This window comes from Paenibacillus phocaeensis (genome assembly GCF_900021165.1).
GTDB lineage: Bacteria > Bacillota > Bacilli > Paenibacillales > Paenibacillaceae > Fontibacillus > Fontibacillus phocaensis.
In genome coordinates this window covers 198733-218069 of record NZ_FCOQ01000031.1, presented here as the reverse complement: position 1 = coordinate 218069, position 19337 = coordinate 198733, and the positions used below count along the sequence as shown (strand labels likewise).

General features: G+C 52.8%; 16 protein-coding genes and 1 pseudogene. All 17 read left to right on the top strand.

Annotation, left to right across the window (positions count from 1 at the left end; genetic code table 11):
• The first annotated feature begins 105 nt into the window (after window positions 1–105).
• The 17 genes and pseudogenes from BN3795_RS20550 to BN3795_RS20470 all read left to right on the top strand — a co-directional run bounded on the left by BN3795_RS20550 (window position 106) and on the right by BN3795_RS20470 (window position 19321).
• Window positions 106–930 (top strand): carbohydrate ABC transporter permease, encoded by an 825-nt coding sequence (locus BN3795_RS20550; RefSeq protein ID WP_068786559.1) that lies wholly within the window; start codon window positions 106–108, stop codon window positions 928–930.
• Window positions 921–1259: pseudogene (locus BN3795_RS20545) on the top strand (sensor histidine kinase); the annotation flags it as partial. The gene BN3795_RS20550 and the pseudogene BN3795_RS20545, both read left to right, overlap by 10 nt.
• Window positions 1260–1455: 196 nt before the next feature.
• Entirely contained in the window at window positions 1456–2823 is a 1368-nt protein-coding gene (locus BN3795_RS20540; RefSeq protein WP_068786557.1) for an ABC transporter substrate-binding protein, read from the top strand.
• Window positions 2824–2918: 95 nt separating this feature from the next.
• Entirely contained in the window at window positions 2919–3800 is an 882-nt protein-coding gene (locus tag BN3795_RS20535; RefSeq protein ID WP_068786556.1) for a carbohydrate ABC transporter permease, read from the top strand.
• Complete coding sequence (locus BN3795_RS20530) at window positions 3800–4624, top strand: carbohydrate ABC transporter permease (RefSeq protein ID WP_068786555.1); 825 nt, start codon at window positions 3800–3802, stop codon at window positions 4622–4624. Before BN3795_RS20535 ends, BN3795_RS20530 begins: the two co-directional genes overlap by 1 nt.
• Window positions 4625–4699: 75 nt before the next feature.
• On the top strand, window positions 4700–5689 hold the full coding sequence (locus BN3795_RS20525) for a LacI family DNA-binding transcriptional regulator (RefSeq protein WP_068786554.1): 990 nt from the start codon (window positions 4700–4702) through the stop codon (window positions 5687–5689).
• 104 nt (window positions 5690–5793) lie between these two features.
• Entirely contained in the window at window positions 5794–7269 is a 1476-nt protein-coding gene (locus BN3795_RS20520) for a serine hydrolase domain-containing protein (RefSeq protein ID WP_068786553.1), read from the top strand.
• A 9-nt stretch (window positions 7270–7278) separates the two neighbouring features.
• Window positions 7279–8211 carry an alpha/beta hydrolase gene (locus tag BN3795_RS20515; RefSeq protein WP_068786572.1) on the top strand — a complete coding sequence of 311 codons (933 nt, stop codon included), beginning with the start codon at window positions 7279–7281 and terminating at the stop codon, window positions 8209–8211.
• Window positions 8212–8235: 24 nt separating this feature from the next.
• On the top strand, window positions 8236–9192 hold the full coding sequence (locus tag BN3795_RS20510) for a carbohydrate kinase family protein (RefSeq protein ID WP_068786552.1): 957 nt from the start codon (window positions 8236–8238) through the stop codon (window positions 9190–9192).
• Between the two features lie 12 nt (window positions 9193–9204).
• Window positions 9205–10668, top strand: a complete 1464-nt coding sequence (gene gtfA / locus BN3795_RS20505; protein WP_068786551.1) for a sucrose phosphorylase — start codon at window positions 9205–9207, stop codon at window positions 10666–10668.
• Window positions 10669–10700: 32 nt separating this feature from the next.
• Window positions 10701–11510, top strand: coding sequence for an alpha/beta hydrolase (locus BN3795_RS20500; protein WP_068786550.1), 810 nt, complete (start codon window positions 10701–10703; stop codon window positions 11508–11510).
• 119 nt (window positions 11511–11629) lie between these two features.
• Complete coding sequence (locus tag BN3795_RS20495) at window positions 11630–13354, top strand: sensor histidine kinase (RefSeq protein ID WP_068786549.1); 1725 nt, start codon at window positions 11630–11632, stop codon at window positions 13352–13354.
• Between the two features lie 13 nt (window positions 13355–13367).
• Window positions 13368–14963, top strand: a complete 1596-nt coding sequence (locus BN3795_RS20490; protein WP_068786548.1) for a helix-turn-helix domain-containing protein — start codon at window positions 13368–13370, stop codon at window positions 14961–14963.
• A gap of 124 nt (window positions 14964–15087) precedes the next feature.
• Window positions 15088–16635, top strand: coding sequence for an ABC transporter substrate-binding protein (locus BN3795_RS20485; protein WP_068786547.1), 1548 nt, complete (start codon window positions 15088–15090; stop codon window positions 16633–16635).
• Window positions 16636–16662: 27 nt separating this feature from the next.
• Window positions 16663–17589: an ABC transporter permease gene (locus BN3795_RS20480; protein WP_068786546.1), complete on the top strand. Its 927-nt coding sequence runs from the start codon at window positions 16663–16665 to the stop codon at window positions 17587–17589.
• Window positions 17590–17600: 11 nt separating this feature from the next.
• On the top strand, window positions 17601–18494 hold the full coding sequence (locus BN3795_RS20475) for a carbohydrate ABC transporter permease (RefSeq protein WP_068786545.1): 894 nt from the start codon (window positions 17601–17603) through the stop codon (window positions 18492–18494).
• Between the two features lie 20 nt (window positions 18495–18514).
• On the top strand, window positions 18515–19321 hold the full coding sequence (locus tag BN3795_RS20470) for a Nif3-like dinuclear metal center hexameric protein (protein WP_068786544.1): 807 nt from the start codon (window positions 18515–18517) through the stop codon (window positions 19319–19321).
• The last annotated feature ends 16 nt before the right edge of the window (window positions 19322–19337 follow it).

The window sequence follows — 19337 nt, the reverse complement described above, 5'->3', positions numbered from 1 at the left end:
AAAAAAATAAAGATTCGTTGATGGGACAGACGGCGGGAGGAGGCCTCGCCTCGCCCGCCTCATTTCTCGATCAAAATAAATGGATGTAATCAAAGGGGCGGCAACATGAAGAAGAAAAGCGTATTATCCAATGCCGGAACGTTCCTGCTGTTCGGCGGGCCCTCCATTTTTGCTTTCGCCGCCGTTGTGGTTATTCCGTTTCTCGTCGGCTTGTATCTGACGTTTACGAATTGGGATGTTCGAACGGCCAATAGCGAGCTTATTGGATTTGCCAATTACTACGAAGTGTTTAGCGATAAAGTGTTTCTGGGCCAGCTGTGGTTTACGCTCAAATATGTGTTCTTTACGGTCCTGATTGCCAACGGGGCGGCGTTCTTCATTGCGCTGGCGTTGACTTCGGGAGCGAAGGGGGAGCAGTGGCTAAGGACCGGCTTCTTTACGCCGAATCTGATCGGCGGGATTGTCCTGGGTTATTTGTGGCAAACGTTATTCTCCCAGGTGCTCCCTTATCTAGGCAATAAGTATGGATGGCCCTTGTTCTCAACCTCTTGGCTGACGGATACGAATACCGCCTTCTGGGCGCTGGTGATCGCGACGGCTTGGCAGTTGATCGGTTACTTGATGATTATCTACATCGCCGGCTTTTCCGGAGTTCCCGGGGATGTGCTGGAAGCGGCAAGCATCGATGGAGCCGATCGCTCGGCGGTCATTCGGAAGATCATTCTTCCGCTGTCCATCCCGGCGACCGTCATCTGTATCTTTATCTCCATTTCGCGTTCCTTCTTGACTTACGATATCAATTTAGCCTTAACCAAGGGAGGGCCGTTTAACTCCACCGAACTGGCTACTTATCATATTGTGCAAAAGGCCTTTCTGTCCAATCAATACGGGATAGGCCAAGCGGAAGCGGTAGTGTTNAACGGGCGATGAACAACATTCTGGAGAATGCCGTCAGACATACACCCATCGGCGGGGAAATCACCGTTCAATGCCATAAAGACGACGGCAAAATTAGGTTTGCGGTCCGTGATACGGGACCGGGGTTCTCCGCAGAGGAACTGAAGCACGTCTTTGAACCGCTCTATCGAGGGGAAGCTTCAAGAAACCGTTCGACCGGCGGCAGCGGGTTAGGCTTGACCATTTCGCAAAGAATCATAAGGCAACACGGCGGCGAACTTGCCGCAAGCAACCATGAGGAAGGCGGAGCGGTGCTGGCAGGCTGGATTCCCGCTCATGCCGCCGATCAACCGGATAAGTGAGCAAACCAATCGGCCCGGGCGCATGGGGGATTCGCTCGAGTCGATTTTTTTATGAAGGGGGAGGAGAAGGGGACGCTGGATTGGAGGCTGCGAAGGCGATTTATGATAACCGGTTGACACAATATATGTCAACCGGTTATCATAAAGGTGCGCAGATCATGAAGGCGCATACAAATGAGGATTAGGGGGAAGGGTCTTGAAGAAATCGAAAGGGTTAAAAATGACGATTTGCCTGGTTCTGCTCATGTCTCTGTTGGCGGCATGCTCCAAGGGCAGCGATGCTAACAGCAATACTCCAGCCGCGGCAAACAATCAGGGCGGTGAGTCGGCGCAGCAAACGGAGAAGGAAGTGAAGCTCACCTTCTTTAACACCTCGGCTGAAGTCAACGAAGTATTCGAGAAGCTGTTCCAAACGTATCATGAGCTTCACCCGAACGTTACGGTTGAACTCATTCCTACGCCGATCGGCGGGGCGCAAATTGAGAAATTCCAGTCTCTATTAGCTTCCGGCAACCCGGCCACCATTGCGAACCTAGATGCGGGCACTATTTTGCAGTATAAAGATTCCTTCCTGGACCTGGAATCGGAGAAAGCCAAATATGAAGGGCTGACCCAACCCGGCGCAGTAGAAGGGGCGCTGCTGGATGGGAAATTCCTCGGCATCCCGTGGACTGCGCAAGGCTACGGCTTGCTGTATAACAAACGGGTGGTTGAGGAAGCGATCGGGGGCGCCTTTGACCCGGCTTCGATCCAAACCCGCGATGATCTGGAAGCGTTGTTCCAGAAGATTGAAGCGGCAGGCAAAGCGCCGGTGATGATCCATGGTGCGGATTGGTCGCTCGGATCGCATTATCTGGGTCTGGCGTACTCCTTGCAGTCCGCTAGTGTCGACGACAACCGGAAATTCATGGAGTCCTTGCAGAGCGGTGAAGTGAAGCTGATTGACAACCCGCAATTCAACGGGCTGATGGATACCTTTGACCTGTTGAAGAAGTATAACGCCCGGAAGAATGACCCGCTCGTGGCGGACTATAACAAAGACAGTGCTGATTTCGCTAAAGGCGATGCCGCCTTCTACTTCATGGGCGATTGGACCTGGGCGGTAGTCGGGCCGCTTGAAGGACGCGATCAGGAATTCGGCGTGATTCCGGTGCCGATCAGCAACAATCCGGACGATTACGGCAACAGTCAAATCGCCTACAGCGAACCGAAATTGTTTGCGATCGATAACGCAGGATCGACGCCGGAGCAGCAGGAAGCGGCCAAAGCGTTCATCGAATGGATGGTCACAAGCGATCAAGGGCAAGAAGCGATCATTTCGCAGATGGGATTGTCCATGCCTTATAAGGATGTCAAAGTGAAGGGCAGCAACATCATCTCCGATGCGGTATCTCAATATGTCGATCAAGGCAAAGTGATGAACATCGGCGTGATCAACTACCTGCCGCAGGATTACTGGGCTAAGACAGGCGCGGCGATGCAAAAATACCTCGTCGATAAGGTCGATCGCAAGGGCCTGGCGGACGAAGTTCAAGAATACTGGGAATATCAAGGAAAAAAATAAAGATTCGTTGATGGGACAGACGGCGGGAGGAGGCCTCGCCTCGCCCGCCTCATTTCTCGATCAAAATAAATGGATGTAATCAAAGGGGCGGCAACATGAAGAAGAAAAGCGTATTATCCAATGCCGGAACGTTCCTGCTGTTCGGCGGGCCCTCCATTTTTGCTTTCGCCGCCGTTGTGGTTATTCCGTTTCTCGTCGGCTTGTATCTGACGTTTACGAATTGGGATGTTCGAACGGCCAATAGCGAGCTTATTGGATTTGCCAATTACTACGAAGTGTTTAGCGATAAAGTGTTTCTGGGCCAGCTGTGGTTTACGCTCAAATATGTGTTCTTTACGGTCCTGATTGCCAACGGGGCGGCGTTCTTCATTGCGCTGGCGTTGACTTCGGGAGCGAAGGGGGAGCAGTGGCTAAGGACCGGCTTCTTTACGCCGAATCTGATCGGCGGGATTGTCCTGGGTTATTTGTGGCAAACGTTATTCTCCCAGGTGCTCCCTTATCTAGGCAATAAGTATGGATGGCCCTTGTTCTCAACCTCTTGGCTGACGGATACGAATACCGCCTTCTGGGCGCTGGTGATCGCGACGGCTTGGCAGTTGATCGGTTACTTGATGATTATCTACATCGCCGGCTTTTCCGGAGTTCCCGGGGATGTGCTGGAAGCGGCAAGCATCGATGGAGCCGATCGCTCGGCGGTCATTCGGAAGATCATTCTTCCGCTGTCCATCCCGGCGACCGTCATCTGTATCTTTATCTCCATTTCGCGTTCCTTCTTGACTTACGATATCAATTTAGCCTTAACCAAGGGAGGGCCGTTTAACTCCACCGAACTGGCTACTTATCATATTGTGCAAAAGGCCTTTCTGTCCAATCAATACGGGATAGGCCAAGCGGAAGCGGTAGTGTTGTTTGCGGTGGTCGCCATCATTGCGCTGACGCAATCTTACCTGCTCAAGAAACTGGAGGTGGAATCGTAATGAAGGCTGGGTCGATTGCGCCAGGGGTGAAGACGACGCTGCTTTACCTGTTCCTGCTCCTCTTTCTGACGCCGTTTCTGTTAATCGTCATGAACTCGTTCAAGACGACCCAACAGTTCGTCGAAAATCCGTTATCTTTGCCGACCAACTTTCACTTTGGGAATTATGCGAGCGCGATCGGTAAAATGGATTTTCTGCACGGCTTCTTGAATTCCCTGATCATCACGGTCGTAGCGGTTTTTATCATTCTGATTTTCTCGGCGATGACGGGATATTTGTTTGTCCGGTTCAAATGGAAGGTGAACTCGATTATTTTCTTCGTGATGTTGGCGTCACTTACCCTTCCCTTTCAGGTCCTGATGATTCCGCTGGTCATGCTGTACGGAAATATGGATCTGTTAGACTCGAAAATCACCTTATTGTTCATGTATCTGGGATTTGGCGTACCATTTGGCGTGTTTACGTTCCACGGCTTCATCAAAGGCGTTCCCTTCGAGCTGGAGGAATCCGCGTTTATTGAGGGAAGCTCCCGGCTGCGGACGTTCTTTCAAATCGTGTTGCCTTTGCTGAAGCCGGTATTCGTCACGTTGATCGTCTTGGATATCCTCTGGATCTGGAACGATTATCTGCTTCCCAGCTTGGTATTGCTGTCTCCGGCGCACCGGACGCTGCCGCTGTCCACGTTCAACTTCTTCTCGTCCTATTCCGTGGACTTTGCGCCGCTGATGGCCGGGTTGATCCTGACCGTCATTCCGGTACTCGTGCTTTATCTGTTCCTTCAGAAGCAGATCATTAAAGGGATTACGGAAGGCGCCTTGAAATAAACCGAAGGCGAGCCTGGCTGAAAAAACGGAATAAACCGGGTATAATTGTTTATAAAAACGGCAAGGTGGGATTTCATGCCCAGAATCGAAGATGTGGCGGAACGGGCGGGGGTTTCCGTAACCACCGTCTCCCGTGTGCTTAACAATCGGGGATATATCAGCGAGAAGACGCGTAATAAAGTGCATCAGGTGATGAAGGAGTTAAACTATCAGCCCAATGAGATGGCGCGCGCCTTGTTTCGCAGAAAATCGAATATGATCGGACTGATTATTCCGGCGGTTTCCCATCCTTTCTTCAGCGAATTGGCTTATTACCTCGAATATTATGCCGATCAAGAAGGGTACAAGCTGCTGCTCTGCAACTCGAATCGCAACATTGCCAAAGAGCGGAAATATATCGAAATGCTGAAGAAAAATCAAGTGGACGCCATTATCATGGGCAGCTCGGGGTTGGAAATTGAGCATTATTTGAATTTAAATTTGCCAATCGTCTCTTTCGACCGCACCGTGGCCGAGGATATTCCGATCGTCACTTCAGATAACTACCTTGGGGGGAAGCTTGCGGCCAAGTTGTTCATCGATAAAGGCTGCCAACATCCCGTCTACATCTATCGCGGCATCGGTGGACCGCATCATGGCGCCTTGTTAGCCAATGCGAGAGCGCAAGGGTACGATGAGGAATTAGCCGTCGCCGGCCTTAAGCCGATTCATCTGCAACTGGAGATTACGGACGACGATCAGCCAAGCAATCCGAGCGAGGTGGTTCGTTTCCTGAGCGAACATCCGCAAGTGGACGGGATATTTGCCAGCAGCGACGTGATCGCCGCCGAGGTGATTCAAGCCTGCCGTCAGCTAGACCGGAACATTCCACGCGACCTTAAAATCATCGGCTATGACGATGTCAAAGTGGCCACGTTGGTTTCGCCGCAGCTAACCACGATCCGGCAGCCAATCCGTGAGATGGGCGAACGCACCATCGAGTTGGTCGTCAAACAGCTGGAAGGGGAGGAAGTGCCCAAGGTGAATTCGTTCCCGGTCCAATTAATTGAACGGGAGACGACATGAGGTTCAAAATTCGAGATGAAGCCGCCGGTTGCAACAGCGGCTTTGATTTTCATTCGATATGTCAACCGGTTATCATAACTTAGTAGATAAGAAAGGATACTTCCATGACAGTCACGAAATCATTACCGCGAAGCCAACCGGAGATGCAAGGAGTCTCTTCCTCCGGCATCTTGTCTTTCCTGGAGGAGATCGAGCGGCGAAAGCTGGAGCTTCATGGCTTTATGATCTTGCGTCACGGGTATGTTCTGGCCGAAGGCTGGTGGAAGCCGTATCATCCGGCGATTCCCCATGCCTTGTACTCGCTGACCAAGAGCTTTACATCGCTCGCGGCGGGCTTTGCCGTTCAAGAAGGCAAGCTCTCATTAGATCAGCGGGTTCTTGCCTATTTCCCGGAGTTGGATCACGGCGCAATAGGCTTAAATATAGGGGATATGAAGATTCGGCATTTATTGACCATGACGACCGGGCATGAGACGGATACGGCCCGCTTTGGAGTTGCCGGGGACTTTCTTCAGCACACGACGGCAGCCCGAGTAGGGGACCGGAGCGACCGCGACTATATTAGAGGGTTTATGGAGCATCCCGTGACCCAGGCTCCCGGCACTCATTTCCTCTACAACAGCGGAGCAAGCCATGTGTTGGGAGCAATTCTCGAGCGAGTGACGGGAAGCCGGCTGGTGGACTATTTACAGCCTCGCCTGTTTGCGCCTTTAGGGATTGACCGGCCGGCTTGGGAACAAGCGCCTCACGGCGAAAATACCGGGGGGTGGGGGCTCAAGCTATGCACCGAGGACATCGCCAAGTTCGGTCAGCTTCTTCTGAACAAGGGCGAATGGAACGGGCGGAGGCTGATCGCCTCCGAATGGATCGAACAAGCCGGCTCGCGCCAGGTCGATAACCGGCCGATCGTCCCCCCGGAGGGGCAGCCGATCAATATCGATTGGATTCAAGGCTACGGATACCAGTTCTGGAGATGCCGCCATAACGCCTATCGGGGGGACGGGGCATTTGGCCAGTATTGCATCGTCCTTCCCGATCAGGATGCCGTTATCGCTATCCATGGCGGTTTACAGGACATGCAAGGGGTGATGGACGCCATTTGGCAGCATTTGCTTCCTTCCATGAACGAACCTCTGCCAGAGCCGGATGCGGCAGTAAAGGATCGGCTCGCCAGCAAACTGAACTCACTGGAGCTTGGGGAACAAGACGGCCTGCGGAGTCTGCCCTGGGATACCTCCCGCAAGCGTTATTCCATCCAAAGCAATGAACAAGGTGTGCAGCGGATCGGCTTCATGTTTACAGAGAACCGCTGCATCTTTCAATGGTGGGATCATCAAGGGGAGCATCAGCTTATCGCCGGCATCGGGGAATGGGAGGATCATCACCGGGGCAGTGAGAAGGCGGCGGTACGGGGCGTATGGCTGGATCGCAGCCGATTTGAAATTTATGTCTACCCTCCCGACTCCCCGCACTACGACCGGCTAACTTTCCAATTCCAAGGGAACGGTGTAAGCCTGCAGCATGAGCATTTAAGCTTTACCCCCTTGAAACACGAATTTATCGGCGTTGAGGAGAAATGAGAGATGAAGATGAATTTTATTGATCAAGTAGCTCCGGAGTTGAAGCAGGGCTTGACGTTGAATCCGCCTTTTCAATTGCCGGAAGACCTGGCGAAAGCCCGGATGATCCCGCCGAACGATGCGCCCCGATCCCGGCACGTACGGATCGCAGATCGTCCTATCCCGGGGGCGGACGGACAGTCCATGTTAATGCGGGTATATGAGCCGGCGGATCAAGTTGGGGAAGCGCTTCCGGCCCTGCTGTGGCTGCACGGCGGGGGTTATGTGCTCGGCGATCCCGGCGTGGATGACGGGATCTGCCAAAGCTTTGTGGAGGCCGCGGGCTGTATCGTCTTCTCGCCGGATTACCGCCTCGCTCCGGAGCATCCGTTCCCGGCGGGGATCGAAGACTGTTATGCGGCGCTGGTCTGGGTGGCCGGGAATGCGGCCGAGCTTGGCATTGATGTTCAGCGAATCGCCATCGGCGGGCCAAGCGCCGGCGGCGGGTTGACGGCGGCGTTGGCGCTTCTCGCGCGCGATCGCCGCGGACCTGCCATTTGTTTTCAAATGCCGCTCTATCCGATGATCGATGACCGTAACGTCACCCCTTCCAGCTATGAAATCACCCATCCGGCTGTATGGAATCGGGCCAATAATCTGGCGGCTTGGAAGATGTATCTGGGCGAGCACGCCAACGGGGAGATCTCTCCTTATGCTGCGCCAAGCCGGGCTCAGAGCCTGGCGGATCTTCCTCCGACGTATACCTGCGTCGGCCAGTTGGACCCGTTCCGGGACGAGACAATCGAGTTTGTGGCGCGTCTAGCCCGGGACGGCGTTGACGTGGAATTCCAGCTGTATCCGGGAGGCTACCATGCTTTTGAGCATTCGGTCCCCGGCGCGGAAGTCAGCAAACGCACCAAAGACGGATACTTAAATGCTCTAGCAAGGGCATTCCGTCGCTAACCAGGAACTCAGGGAGGAATCAGTATGATCTATCTTGATGATCGATTCACGTTTGAAGCGGCACCCAACGATCTCTTAACCGTCGGCGAGCTGCTCGTAGACATGATAGCCAATGAGTATGGAGAGGAATCCCGGGGAGACGGATATACCCGGTTTCCCGGCGGCTCGCCCTCGAACATCGCAATCAATGCCAGCAAACTGGGAATTCGTTCCCGAATCGTCTCCGCAGTTGGACAAGATGGGCTGGGTTCATATTTGACCCAACGCCTGGAAGCCTGCGGCATGAACACTGACGGCATCCAGCGGGTGGATGCGGCTACCAGCCTGGTTGTATTGACCAAGAGTCAAGCCTCGCCGATCCCGATCTTCTATCGGGATGCCGATTATCGCTTGGCCTATGATACGAAGCTGGAGCAAGCCTTGGACCAATCCAAAGCGGTTCACTTCTCGTGTTGGCCGATTTCGCGCGAGCCTTCCCGGCGCGTCATCGAGAGAGTGATAGAGGAGGCCCGGAAGCGAGAGCGGTTGATCGGCTTCGACCCCAACTATCACAGGATGATTTGGCAACCCGGCGAAGACGGTGTGGAGTATGTGAAATCGATCCTCCCTAAAGTGGATATCGTCAAGCCTTCGGAGGATGATGCAGAGCGGTTATTTGGCAAGGCGGATCCGTTTAAGCAGATCGATCGTTTTTTAAGTCTGGGCGCGAAATTGGTCATTATGACGCTGGGGGAACAAGGGGCGATCGTGTCCAACGGGAACGAGACGGTCAGCTTCCCGACCCTGGCCACCGAGGTTGTGGATACGACGGGAGCCGGGGATGCATTTTGGTCCGGATTTTACGCGGCCTTGCTTCAGGGTTATACTGTCAGGGAATCATTGAAGCTGGGTTTTGCCGTGAGCGCCTACAAACTGAAGCATTTAGGCGCTGTGGTCGACCTGCCGAAGCTTGAATCCATTCAAGCGCAGTTTGGGTTATAGGAGGACATAAGCATGTCGCTGAAAAATAAAGTTCAATTGATCACGTATCCCGACTCCATGGGCGGGGATCTTCGGACGCTTAACGAAATGCTGACGCGGCATTTCTCCGAGATCTTTGCGGGCGGCGTTCATATCCTGCCCCCTTTCCCCTCGTCCGGAGACCGCGGCTTTGCGCCGCTGACGTATCTGGAGATTGAACCCCGCTTCGGAACATGGGAGGACATTCGGGCGATCGGGGAGAAGTTTGATGTACTGGTCGACTTGATGGTGAATCATATTTCCAGGCAGTCGCCTTATTTTCAGGATTTTCTGTTGAAGGGTCGGTCGTCCGAGTATGCCGATTTGTTTCTTACGCTGGATAAAGTGTGGCAGGACGGGGAGCCGGTTCAGGAGGACATCGACAAAATGTTTCTCCGCCGCCCGTTGCCTTATTCGACCTTTGAAGCCGGCGGCAACCAGGAGCGGGTGTGGACCACCTTTGGCAAGACGGATCCGTCGGAGCAAATCGACTTGGACATTCGTTCCCCGCAGACGCGGCAGCTCCTGCGTTCATTCTTTGAGAATTTCAAACAGCAGAACGTCAAAATCGTCCGGTTGGACGCCGTCGGATATGTCATCAAAAAGCTGGGTACCAGCTGTTTCTTCGTAGAGCCGGAGATCTACGAGTTTCTGGACGAGATCAAAGCGTTGGCGGATTCGCTCGACATCGAGCTGCTGCCGGAAGTTCATGCGCATTACTCGACGCAATTCAAACTGGCGGATCGCGGCTTCTGGATTTACGATTTCATCCTGCCTTACCGGATTCTCGAAGCGCTTCTTACGAAGAATGCCGCAGCGCTTACCCATTATCTGAACATCCGGCCGCACAAGCAGTTTACAATGCTGGATTGCCATGACGGAATCCCGGTCAAGCCGGACCTGGACGAGCTGATCGATACCGAATCCGCGCGCAAGCTGGTGGAAATTTGCGTGCAAAGAGGCGCGAACCTGAGTCTGATCCTGTCCGACGAGCATAAGGCGGAGGACGGCTTCGACGTTCACCAGATCCGTTGTACGTATTACAGCGCCTTGGGAGAGGACGATGACGCCTATCTTGCCGCAAGAGCGATTCAATTCTTCACTCCCGGGATTCCTCAGGTCTACTACACGGGATTATTTGCAGGCGCGAATGATCTGGACCGCGTGAAGGAGACGGGGGAAGGCAGGGAGATCAACCGGCATAATTATACCGTAGAGGAAATGAATCGGGCGTTGGGGGAGGAAGTTGTCCAACGGATCCTGCAGCTGATTCGTTTCCGCAACACCTATCCGGCGTTTGACGGAGAGTTTCAGGTGCTGGAATCGCCGGACCCCGAGATTCGATTGCGCTGGAGCCAGGGAGACAAGAGCTGTTTACTTCACGTCGATTTGAACACGAACCAATCGGTGATCGAGTACATCGATGAGTACGGGCTATGGACTGAATATCGGATTTGATTTCTTCAACAAAAACAAGGAGGAATAACCGTATGGCCATGTTACAGATCCAATTTTTCTCGCGATCCATGAGAAGGGAAGTCACGCTCAGCGCGCTGATTCCTTTGGATGCCCCGCCGATTTCGGGTCAACCTGAGGTGGAGGCCAAACCGTTAAAATCGTTATATCTGTTGCACGGATATTCCGGCAATCATACGGATTGGATTTATTTCTCTCGGATCCGGGAACTGTCCGATAAATACAACATCGCCGTATTTATGCCCTCGGGAGAGAATCACTTCTACCTTGACGACGAGGACAAGGGCCAGCTGTACGGGGAATTCCTGGGCGCGGAGCTGCTCCAGTTCACTCGCAAGATGTTCCCGCTGTCCGCAGAGCGGAAAGATACGTTCATCGGCGGACTCTCGATGGGCGGGTATGGAGCGATTCGGAACGGTCTGAAGTATGCCGACCAGTTCAGCCGGATCCTTGCCCTCTCCTCCGCGCTCATTCCTTACACCATTGCCGGGTTGTCCCCGGGTTATCAGGATGCCATTGCCGACTATAATTACTACAAGCGCGTATTCGGGGATCTGAATCAGCTTCTTGGCAGCGACAAGGATCCGGAAGCATTGGCCAAACAATTGAAGGAACAGGGGGCTCAGGTTCCAGAGATTTACATGGCATGCGGGAATCAGGACTTTCTGCTTGACGTAAACCGGCGGTTCCATGATTATTTAACTCAAGAGAAAATTCCTCATCACTATATTGAAAGCGCAGGGACCCATGACTGGAATTTCTGGAACGAGCATATCGGCCCGGCCATAGAGTGGGCCATTTCCGATCCCGAATCGGTCAACTGAATTCGTCTTCTGCCCTCATCTGCCCCTGAAGTGAGCTGCGGTCGGTCTCTCCGGTCTGCTCCCGCTTCGGGGGTCTCCCTTATACGAACCATCGCCCAGATAAAGGAAGAGGATGCTTGATGAAAGTCGGAGGATTGTTTACCAGAAAAAGCATCGTATTCAGGTTATTCGTTCCATTTACGATCATCCTGGCTATCTTGTTCACGGTATTGTTGCTCAGCAACATCTATTCGCTGGAAGTGGTTCGTACCCAATCGATCAGCAATTCGCGCAATACATTGGGCATCTACGTGGAGAACATTCACAACAAACTGAATCTGTATGCCAAGGACCTGACCGAGGTGTTCGAGAACCAGGTGGATGCAGCAACCGAATATGAGCGCCTGAACGGGAGCGACCGCTATTTCAGGGAAGTCGCTTTGCTGGACGCCCTGAAGGCCAAAGCTTCAAACGATGACTCCAGCGACGGGGTATTTATCAAATTGCCGGGAGACGGGGCGACGCTGGTTCAATTCGGGAAGCGCACCCGGATCGAAGACAAGCTGGATCTGATCGATTTTCTGAAGTCGCACGATTTTCTCCCCGATCCGGACCGGAACCTGGATGAATGGACGGATTTCGAAGTGCAAGGCGCGCATTATTTGTTTCGATCGATCACCTATGAGAAGGTCAGCTTCGGTACGTTCGTCAAAGCCGATTCCTTGCTGGCCGTCGCCAGCGGGGAAGGACAAGAGCGGGGCCCTACCCTTCTTAGCGCCCGGGATGGCGGCATTCTGGCTTCAACCGATCGAAGCCTGCTAGAACCGGCGTTGTCCCTGTCGGATTTGAGAGATCGGGATCAGAAGAGCTATTTGTTTATCTCGGAACCGATCGCCGAATTTGGCGACATCACCCACATGATGGCCAAACAAAGTATTTTCTCGGGGCTCAAGCTGATTCAATGGCTTATTATTTCCTTAGCCGCGATTTCGGTGGTGGCGATTCCCCTGATGGTAAGGCTTCTGGCCAGGGACATTTTACAGCCGGTGCTGGAGCTGGTGAAGGCGGCGAAAGACGTTGAAAAAGGGAGAACGAGCTTCCCGGAGCCTTCCGAGCATTTTTCCATCGAGTTTATGAAGCTGTTTCATTCCTTCGATTCTATGGTTCGGGAGATTACCGATCTGAAAATTCATACGTATGAGGAAAAAATCGAGCGGAGCCGCACGGAGCTCAAATATCTGCAAATGCAGATCAGACCGCACTTTTTCCTGAACGCGATCTCCACGATCAACAGCTTGACGTACCAGAACAAAAACGAAGAAATCCGAATGCTGATTCAACTGCTGTCTCAGCATTTGCGATATATGTTTAAGGGCGGACTTGTCCTGGTGCCGCTGGAGGAAGAGATGAAGCATGTGGTCAATTACGTGCGCATGCAAGAGATTCGGAATCCCGACCGGATCTTCTGCATGACGGATATCGACGAAGCTGCGGGGCGAATCCGTATCCCGCAATTTTTGGTTCAAACCTTCGTTGAGAACATCTTCAAGCATGCTCTGACGTACGGGGAAATGTTATCGATCTTCATTCGGGCCAGCCTGATCGAGATCGAGGACAAGCCCTATCTTCACATCTCGATTGAGGATAACGGCGGAGGATTTCCGCCAAGCGTGCTGCAGGCCGGGGAGGATTCAAGCCTGGAGCACGCCGAAGCGAGCGGGCAAGTCGGAATCTCCAATATTCGGCGAACGCTTCAATTGCTGTATAAACGCGAAGACCTGTTGAAACTGTCCAACGCCGAACCGCCGGGAGCGAGGGTTGAAGTTCTTATCCCGAGGGAGGAAGGCGAGGAATGGACTTCATAAGAGAGGTGTAACGATGCGCTGCTTACTTATCGATGACGACATTCCTACTGTCGAAGTGCTCCGGGATATCGTTCGTTGGGACGAATACGGCTTCTCGCAGGTCAGGGAGGCGCATAATATTCTGGAGGCCAAATCCTGTTTCGAGGCCGGCCCGCCGGACTTGATCATATGTGATATTGAAATGCCCCGGGGGACAGGCCTCGAAATGATTCAATGGGTGCGGGAGCAAGGCTGCGATTGCGCCTTTATCTTCTTTACCTGCCATGAGAGCTTCGATTTCGCTTCGACGGCATTGACCTACAATGCGGACGCTTATCTGATTAAACCGCTCGACGAGTCGAAGCTGGATGAAGCGCTGCACCGGTCGCTTGAGGCGTTGAAGCGCCGCAGAACGCTGGGGGAATACAGCAGGCACGGGTTAACCTGGCTGCGGAACAAAGATTTGGTGGAGAAGAGCTTCTGGAGCGATGTCTTGTCCTCCACGATCTCTACGAGAGCGGATTTGATCCAGAGGGAAATTCAGCGGAGGGATCTGTCCTTTCCCGTGGAGCAGAAATTTATCCTGGTTCTGGTCAGCGTCGAGACCTCCGAAATCGATGAACGTTGGAACCCCAGTGTGTTTCACTACGCCTTGTCCAACCTTGGATCCGAAATCATGTTCGATCGTCCCAACCCTGACCGGGTGATCGCCTATAAACAGGATGATCAGATCTACCACGCGATCATTCTGGACGGCGGGACGGAACTGCTCCAATTGAAGGCAAGCGGTGAGCAGCTTGTCCGGTTGTGCAGGCAGCACTTCAAATGCACGGCCACGTGTTATATCAGCGAGGAGAAGGAGATTTCCCAATTGGCCCAGTGCAAGTCGAAGCTGGAACAAATGGATGCTTCGAACCTCATCTTCAGGGGGAGCGTCCACTTCCAAAATGACCGGTTTCACTATAACACGACGGAGCCGTTCGCCCTGGACACCCGCTTGTATACGCTGCTGTTCGCCCAGAAGGATAAAATGCAGATCGTCAAGCGTCTGAAGCATACGCTGGAACGGCTGGCCGCGCAGAACATGCTGGATGCAGCTACCCTTCATTCGGTGCGTGAGGATTTTCTCCAGGTGGTATATGCCTTTTTGGCACAAAATAACATTCAGGCCCACCGGCTGTTCGCGGATGACCTCGCCAAACGCCTGCTCCAGCGGTCCGACCACAGCGTATTCGATTTCATGAAATGGGCGCATCTGATGACGGAGAAGGTGATTGAAACGCTGAAGGAAACGCTGCAATCCGAGGGGGTTGTCGAACGGGCGAAACGGTTTATTCATGAGAACTATCACTTGAATATCAGCCGGGATGATGTGGCGGCCAGCGTCTTCCTGACGCCGGATTACTTGTCCAAAACCTTTAAAACTGAAACGGGCATGTCGATTATCGAATATGTCAATGCCCACCGAATTGAAATGGCCAAGCGGATGCTGGCGGAGCGCCCGGTAAGCATCGGAACGATTGCGGCGGATACCGGATTCGACAATCTCTCGTATTTCTCGACGGTGTTCAAGAAACTGACGGGCGAGTCCCCCAATGCCTATCGGGCCAAATATAAGCCGGAGGATTAAGCAAAGCTCAGCTCAGGGAACTGAGCTTTTTTTTAAAAGTAAATGTCGGTTTATTGAAAGAGAAGCCCCGTTCAAAGCGATAAACTGATTACGAAAACCACATGAATGGGGGAAGCATGAAGAGATGAAGAGAAAACAAAGAATGGTTCTGCTGTTGTTATCCGTCATGTTGTGCAGCTCGATTCTGGCGGCGTGCGGTAAGGATTCGAGCGAAAGCAAGACAACGGCGGGCGATGGTGCCGGGGCGAAAGTGGAGAAGATTGTGTTCGCCATGATTTCTTTTAACCGAATTCCCGATAATCTGGATCGGATCACGAATGCGATCAATGAGATCACGATCCCCAAAATCGGCGTGGAAATCGATTACAAGCTCTATGGTCCGGTGGATTATGCCCAGAAAGTAAACTTGGCACTGCAAAGCGGAGAACAAATGGATTTGTTCACGACGCTCGGGCAGTTCACCAGCTATGTGTCCAAAAACCAGGTGTATCCGTTGGAGGATTTGCTCCCCGAATACGGCAAGGAACTTACCGCCATTCTGGATAAGGACTTCGGTCCCGATCTGTTGAAAGCGACTACATTAAACGGACATATCTACGGCATTCCGGTGAATAAAGGCATGTCGATCCCAACGAACTTCGTTTACAATGCGGACATGCTGAAGGAAGCCGGATTTACGGCTGACGATATCCGCTCGGTTCATGATTTGCCGGCGATTTTCGAAGCGGTCAAGCAAAAACATCCGGATGCCGTTCCATTTGGTCCGATTAACGTGAACCCGAGTGACACTTCGCTTCTGCAACTGCTCAAGGGCTCGCATCAGGTTGACTTCTTGTCGGACACCACCGGGATCGGGGTTGTCGTCGGCGACGAAGGCAAAGTGGTCAATTTCTATGAGACCGACTTGTTTAAAGAAGGCGCTCAAATGATGAGAGATTGGTTCAATAAAGGATATCTGGAGAAAGATGCGGCAACAACGTCGATTACGGCTTCGGACCTGATCGCTTCCGGGCGCGGCTTCTCCTATATGGGCGGATACGGCGGTTTGGAAGCTGCCAAAGCTTTAAGTGCTCAAACGGGGAAAAACCTGGAGATGAAGCGGATCGCTCCTTATTATTTTGAGACCGGGGCTGTAAATATGGTCAGCTGGATGTTGTCGAGCACGACAAAAGCGCCGGAAGCGGCGGTGAAGTTCCTGAACCTGCTGTACACCGATGAAGCGCTGATCAATACGATTCTCTACGGGATCGAAGGCGAAGATTATGTGAAGGTGGATGAGCACCACGTGAAATATCCGGATGGCAAGGATGCCAACACGGTGGGTTACACAGCCATGCTCAGCACGGGGGTTGTCGGCTCCGAGTCGATGCAATACCAACTGGAAGGCGTCGACTGGTCTGACGTTGAGCTGAAGCTGAAAGAGAACAAAGAGACCCAGAAATCTCCGTATTTTGGCTTCATCTTTGATCCGAGCGAAGTGAAAACCCAGATGAGCGCCGTCACGAATGTCGTGAATCAATACTTGCCGGGACTCATATGCGGTGTGCTCGATCCGGATACAACGATTCCGAAGTTTGTGGAAGCCTTGAACAACGCCGGTGCCGAGGATATTATCCGCAGCAAGCAAGAGCAGCTGGATCAATGGATCGCCGCGCAAATCAGCGGGAAGTAGATCGGGAATGATTAGGAGAGAACCGCTATGACAAACAAGACGATCCGGTCAAGAGGGCTGAAGAAAAATCTCCCGCTGCTGCTCTTAGCCGCGCCAGGCCTGCTGTATTTTGTCATCAACAATTACATTCCAATGGCCGGCGTGTTTATTGCCTTTAAGAACATCGATTATGCCAAGGGCATCTTTCGGAGCGATTGGATCGGTTTCGACAATTTCCGGTTCCTGTTTCAAACGTCCGATGCCTGGATCATGACGAGAAACACGCTGCTATACAACGTAGCATTTATCGTAATTGGAACCATTCTCTCGATCCTCATTGCGATTTTGATGTCGGAGCTGATCGGCAAGGCTTACGCCAAGCTGTTTCAATCGGGGCTGGTGCTGCCGAATTTGATTTCGATGGTCGTATTGTCCTACCTGGTCTTCGCGTTCCTGAACGCGGACAGCGGATTTATTAATCATTCGATCCTTCGTCCGCTGGGTCTGCCGGAAATCAATTGGTACTCCGAACCGAAGTACTGGCCGTATCTGCTCGTATTGATTCAGATGTGGAAGACGGCCGGATATGGCTCCATTGTTTACATCGCGTTTATCGCCGGAATTGACAAGAGCATTTATGAGGCGGCGAAAATCGACGGTGCGGGCAAATTGAAGCAGATCTGGACGATTACGCTGCCGCTTCTGAAGCCTACCGTCGTCATCCTGACGTTGATGTCGATCGGACGGATTTTTAATTCGGATTTCGGCCTTTTCTATCAAGTGCCGATGAACGCAGGCGCATTATACAGCACGACGCAAACGATCGATACTTATGTGTACCGGGCACTCATGCAGGTGAATGATATCGGGATGTCGGCGGCAGCCGGGTTGTATCAGTCGATTGTCGGGTTCGGGCTGGTGATGCTGGCGAATGCGATCGTCAAAAAGATCGACGCGGATAATGCGTTGTTTTAGGAGGAGAGACCATGATTCAAACGAAAGGCGAACGAATTTTCGTCTTGTTCTCCGCAGTCGCGATGGTGCTGCTAACGCTCTTTGCCTTTGTGCCGTTCATCCTGATTCTCGTCGCCTCGTTTACGGATGAATCGGCGTTGGTTCGGGACGGATACAGCTTCTTCCCGGCGAAGTTAAGTCTGGATGCTTACGCCTATATGGTCTCTTCGGCTTCGACCTTCCTTCGGTCGTACGGCGTGTCCTTCCTGGTGACGATTCTAGGAACGGCGGTCGGCCTTCTGATCTCGAGCATGCTGGCGTATCCGATGTCCCGGAAAGATTTCAAATATCATAACGTGTTGGCGTTTATCGTATTCTTCACGATGCTGTTCAGCGGCGGGATTGTTCCGTCTTACATCATGTGGACCAAATATATGCATATCAAAGATACGCTGGCCGCTCTGATCGTCCCGAATCTGCTGACGAACGGATTTTACGTGCTGCTGATCCGCAACTATTACAAGAACAACATTCCCGCGGAGCTGATCGAGGCTGCACAAATCGACGGAGCGTCGGAGCTGCGGACGTTCTTCCGGATCATGCTGCCGTTATCCGTTCCGGTGATGGCCACCGTTGGACTGTTCATGGGGTTGGCTTATTGGAACGACTGGATCAATGCGTTGTATTTCATCACGAAACCGCAATATTATGGCATTCAAAATATGCTGATCCGCTTGATGAACAACATTCAGTTTCTGAAATCCGGCCAAGCCGGCAGCGTTATAGGAGCGGGCACGGTCGAGCTTCCAAGCACGGCGATTCGCATGGCGATGGCGGTGATTGGCATCCTGCCGATCGTCATCGTGCTGCCGTTCCTGCAGAAGTATTTGACTAAGGGAGTCGTGATCGGCGCCGTTAAAGGGTGAAGCAGAAAGGAGATATCCGTATGAAAGTGCAAGAAATCATAGATCTGATTCTGGAGGATTCCTGCGGCGAGACCCGAGTTGAAAATTCGTGCGACCGCTTGGCATCGGGCGATCCGAACCAGGAAGTGACGGGAATCGTCACAAGCTTTATGGCTACCGTCGATGTGGTGAAAGAGGCAATCGCGGTCGGGGCAAATCTGATTATTACCCATGAGCCGACTTACTTCACGGGAAATGACGAGCTGGAGTGGCTGCAGCAAGATCCGGTTTATCGCGCCAAGAAGAAGTTGATCGACGATCACGGCATCGCCATTTGGCGGTACCATGATCATATGCATATGGCTGAAACGGATCGCATCTATGACGGGCTGATCCGTCAACTGGGATGGAGCGACCGCCTGGCGGAGGAGAGCAAGCCGTGGGTGTTTGTCATCGACCCGACAACCGTTGGGGAACTGGCGGTGTTTCTGAAGGAGAAGTTGTCGATGAACGTGCTTCAAATGGTAGGCCGGCCGGAAATGCCATGTTCGCGAATTGGCGTGTTGGTCGGCGGCGGGAGCCTGGGACTCGGAAGAGAGCAAATGCCGATGGAACTGATGCGGGATCAGAATCTGGACGTCATGATCTGCGGCGAGATTCTGGAATGGACGTTATGCGCCTATGTGAACGATGCTGCGATGCTCGGGATGAACAAGGCCATGCTGGTCGTGGGGCACGAGCGCAGTGAGGAATGGGGCATGAAGCATATGGCGGAATGGCTGCAGCCGATGGTGAGCGGGATCCCGGTCACGTTCGTGGATGCGAAGGAGCCTTTCCGATATCTTTAGACGGCGTGAAGCGGCA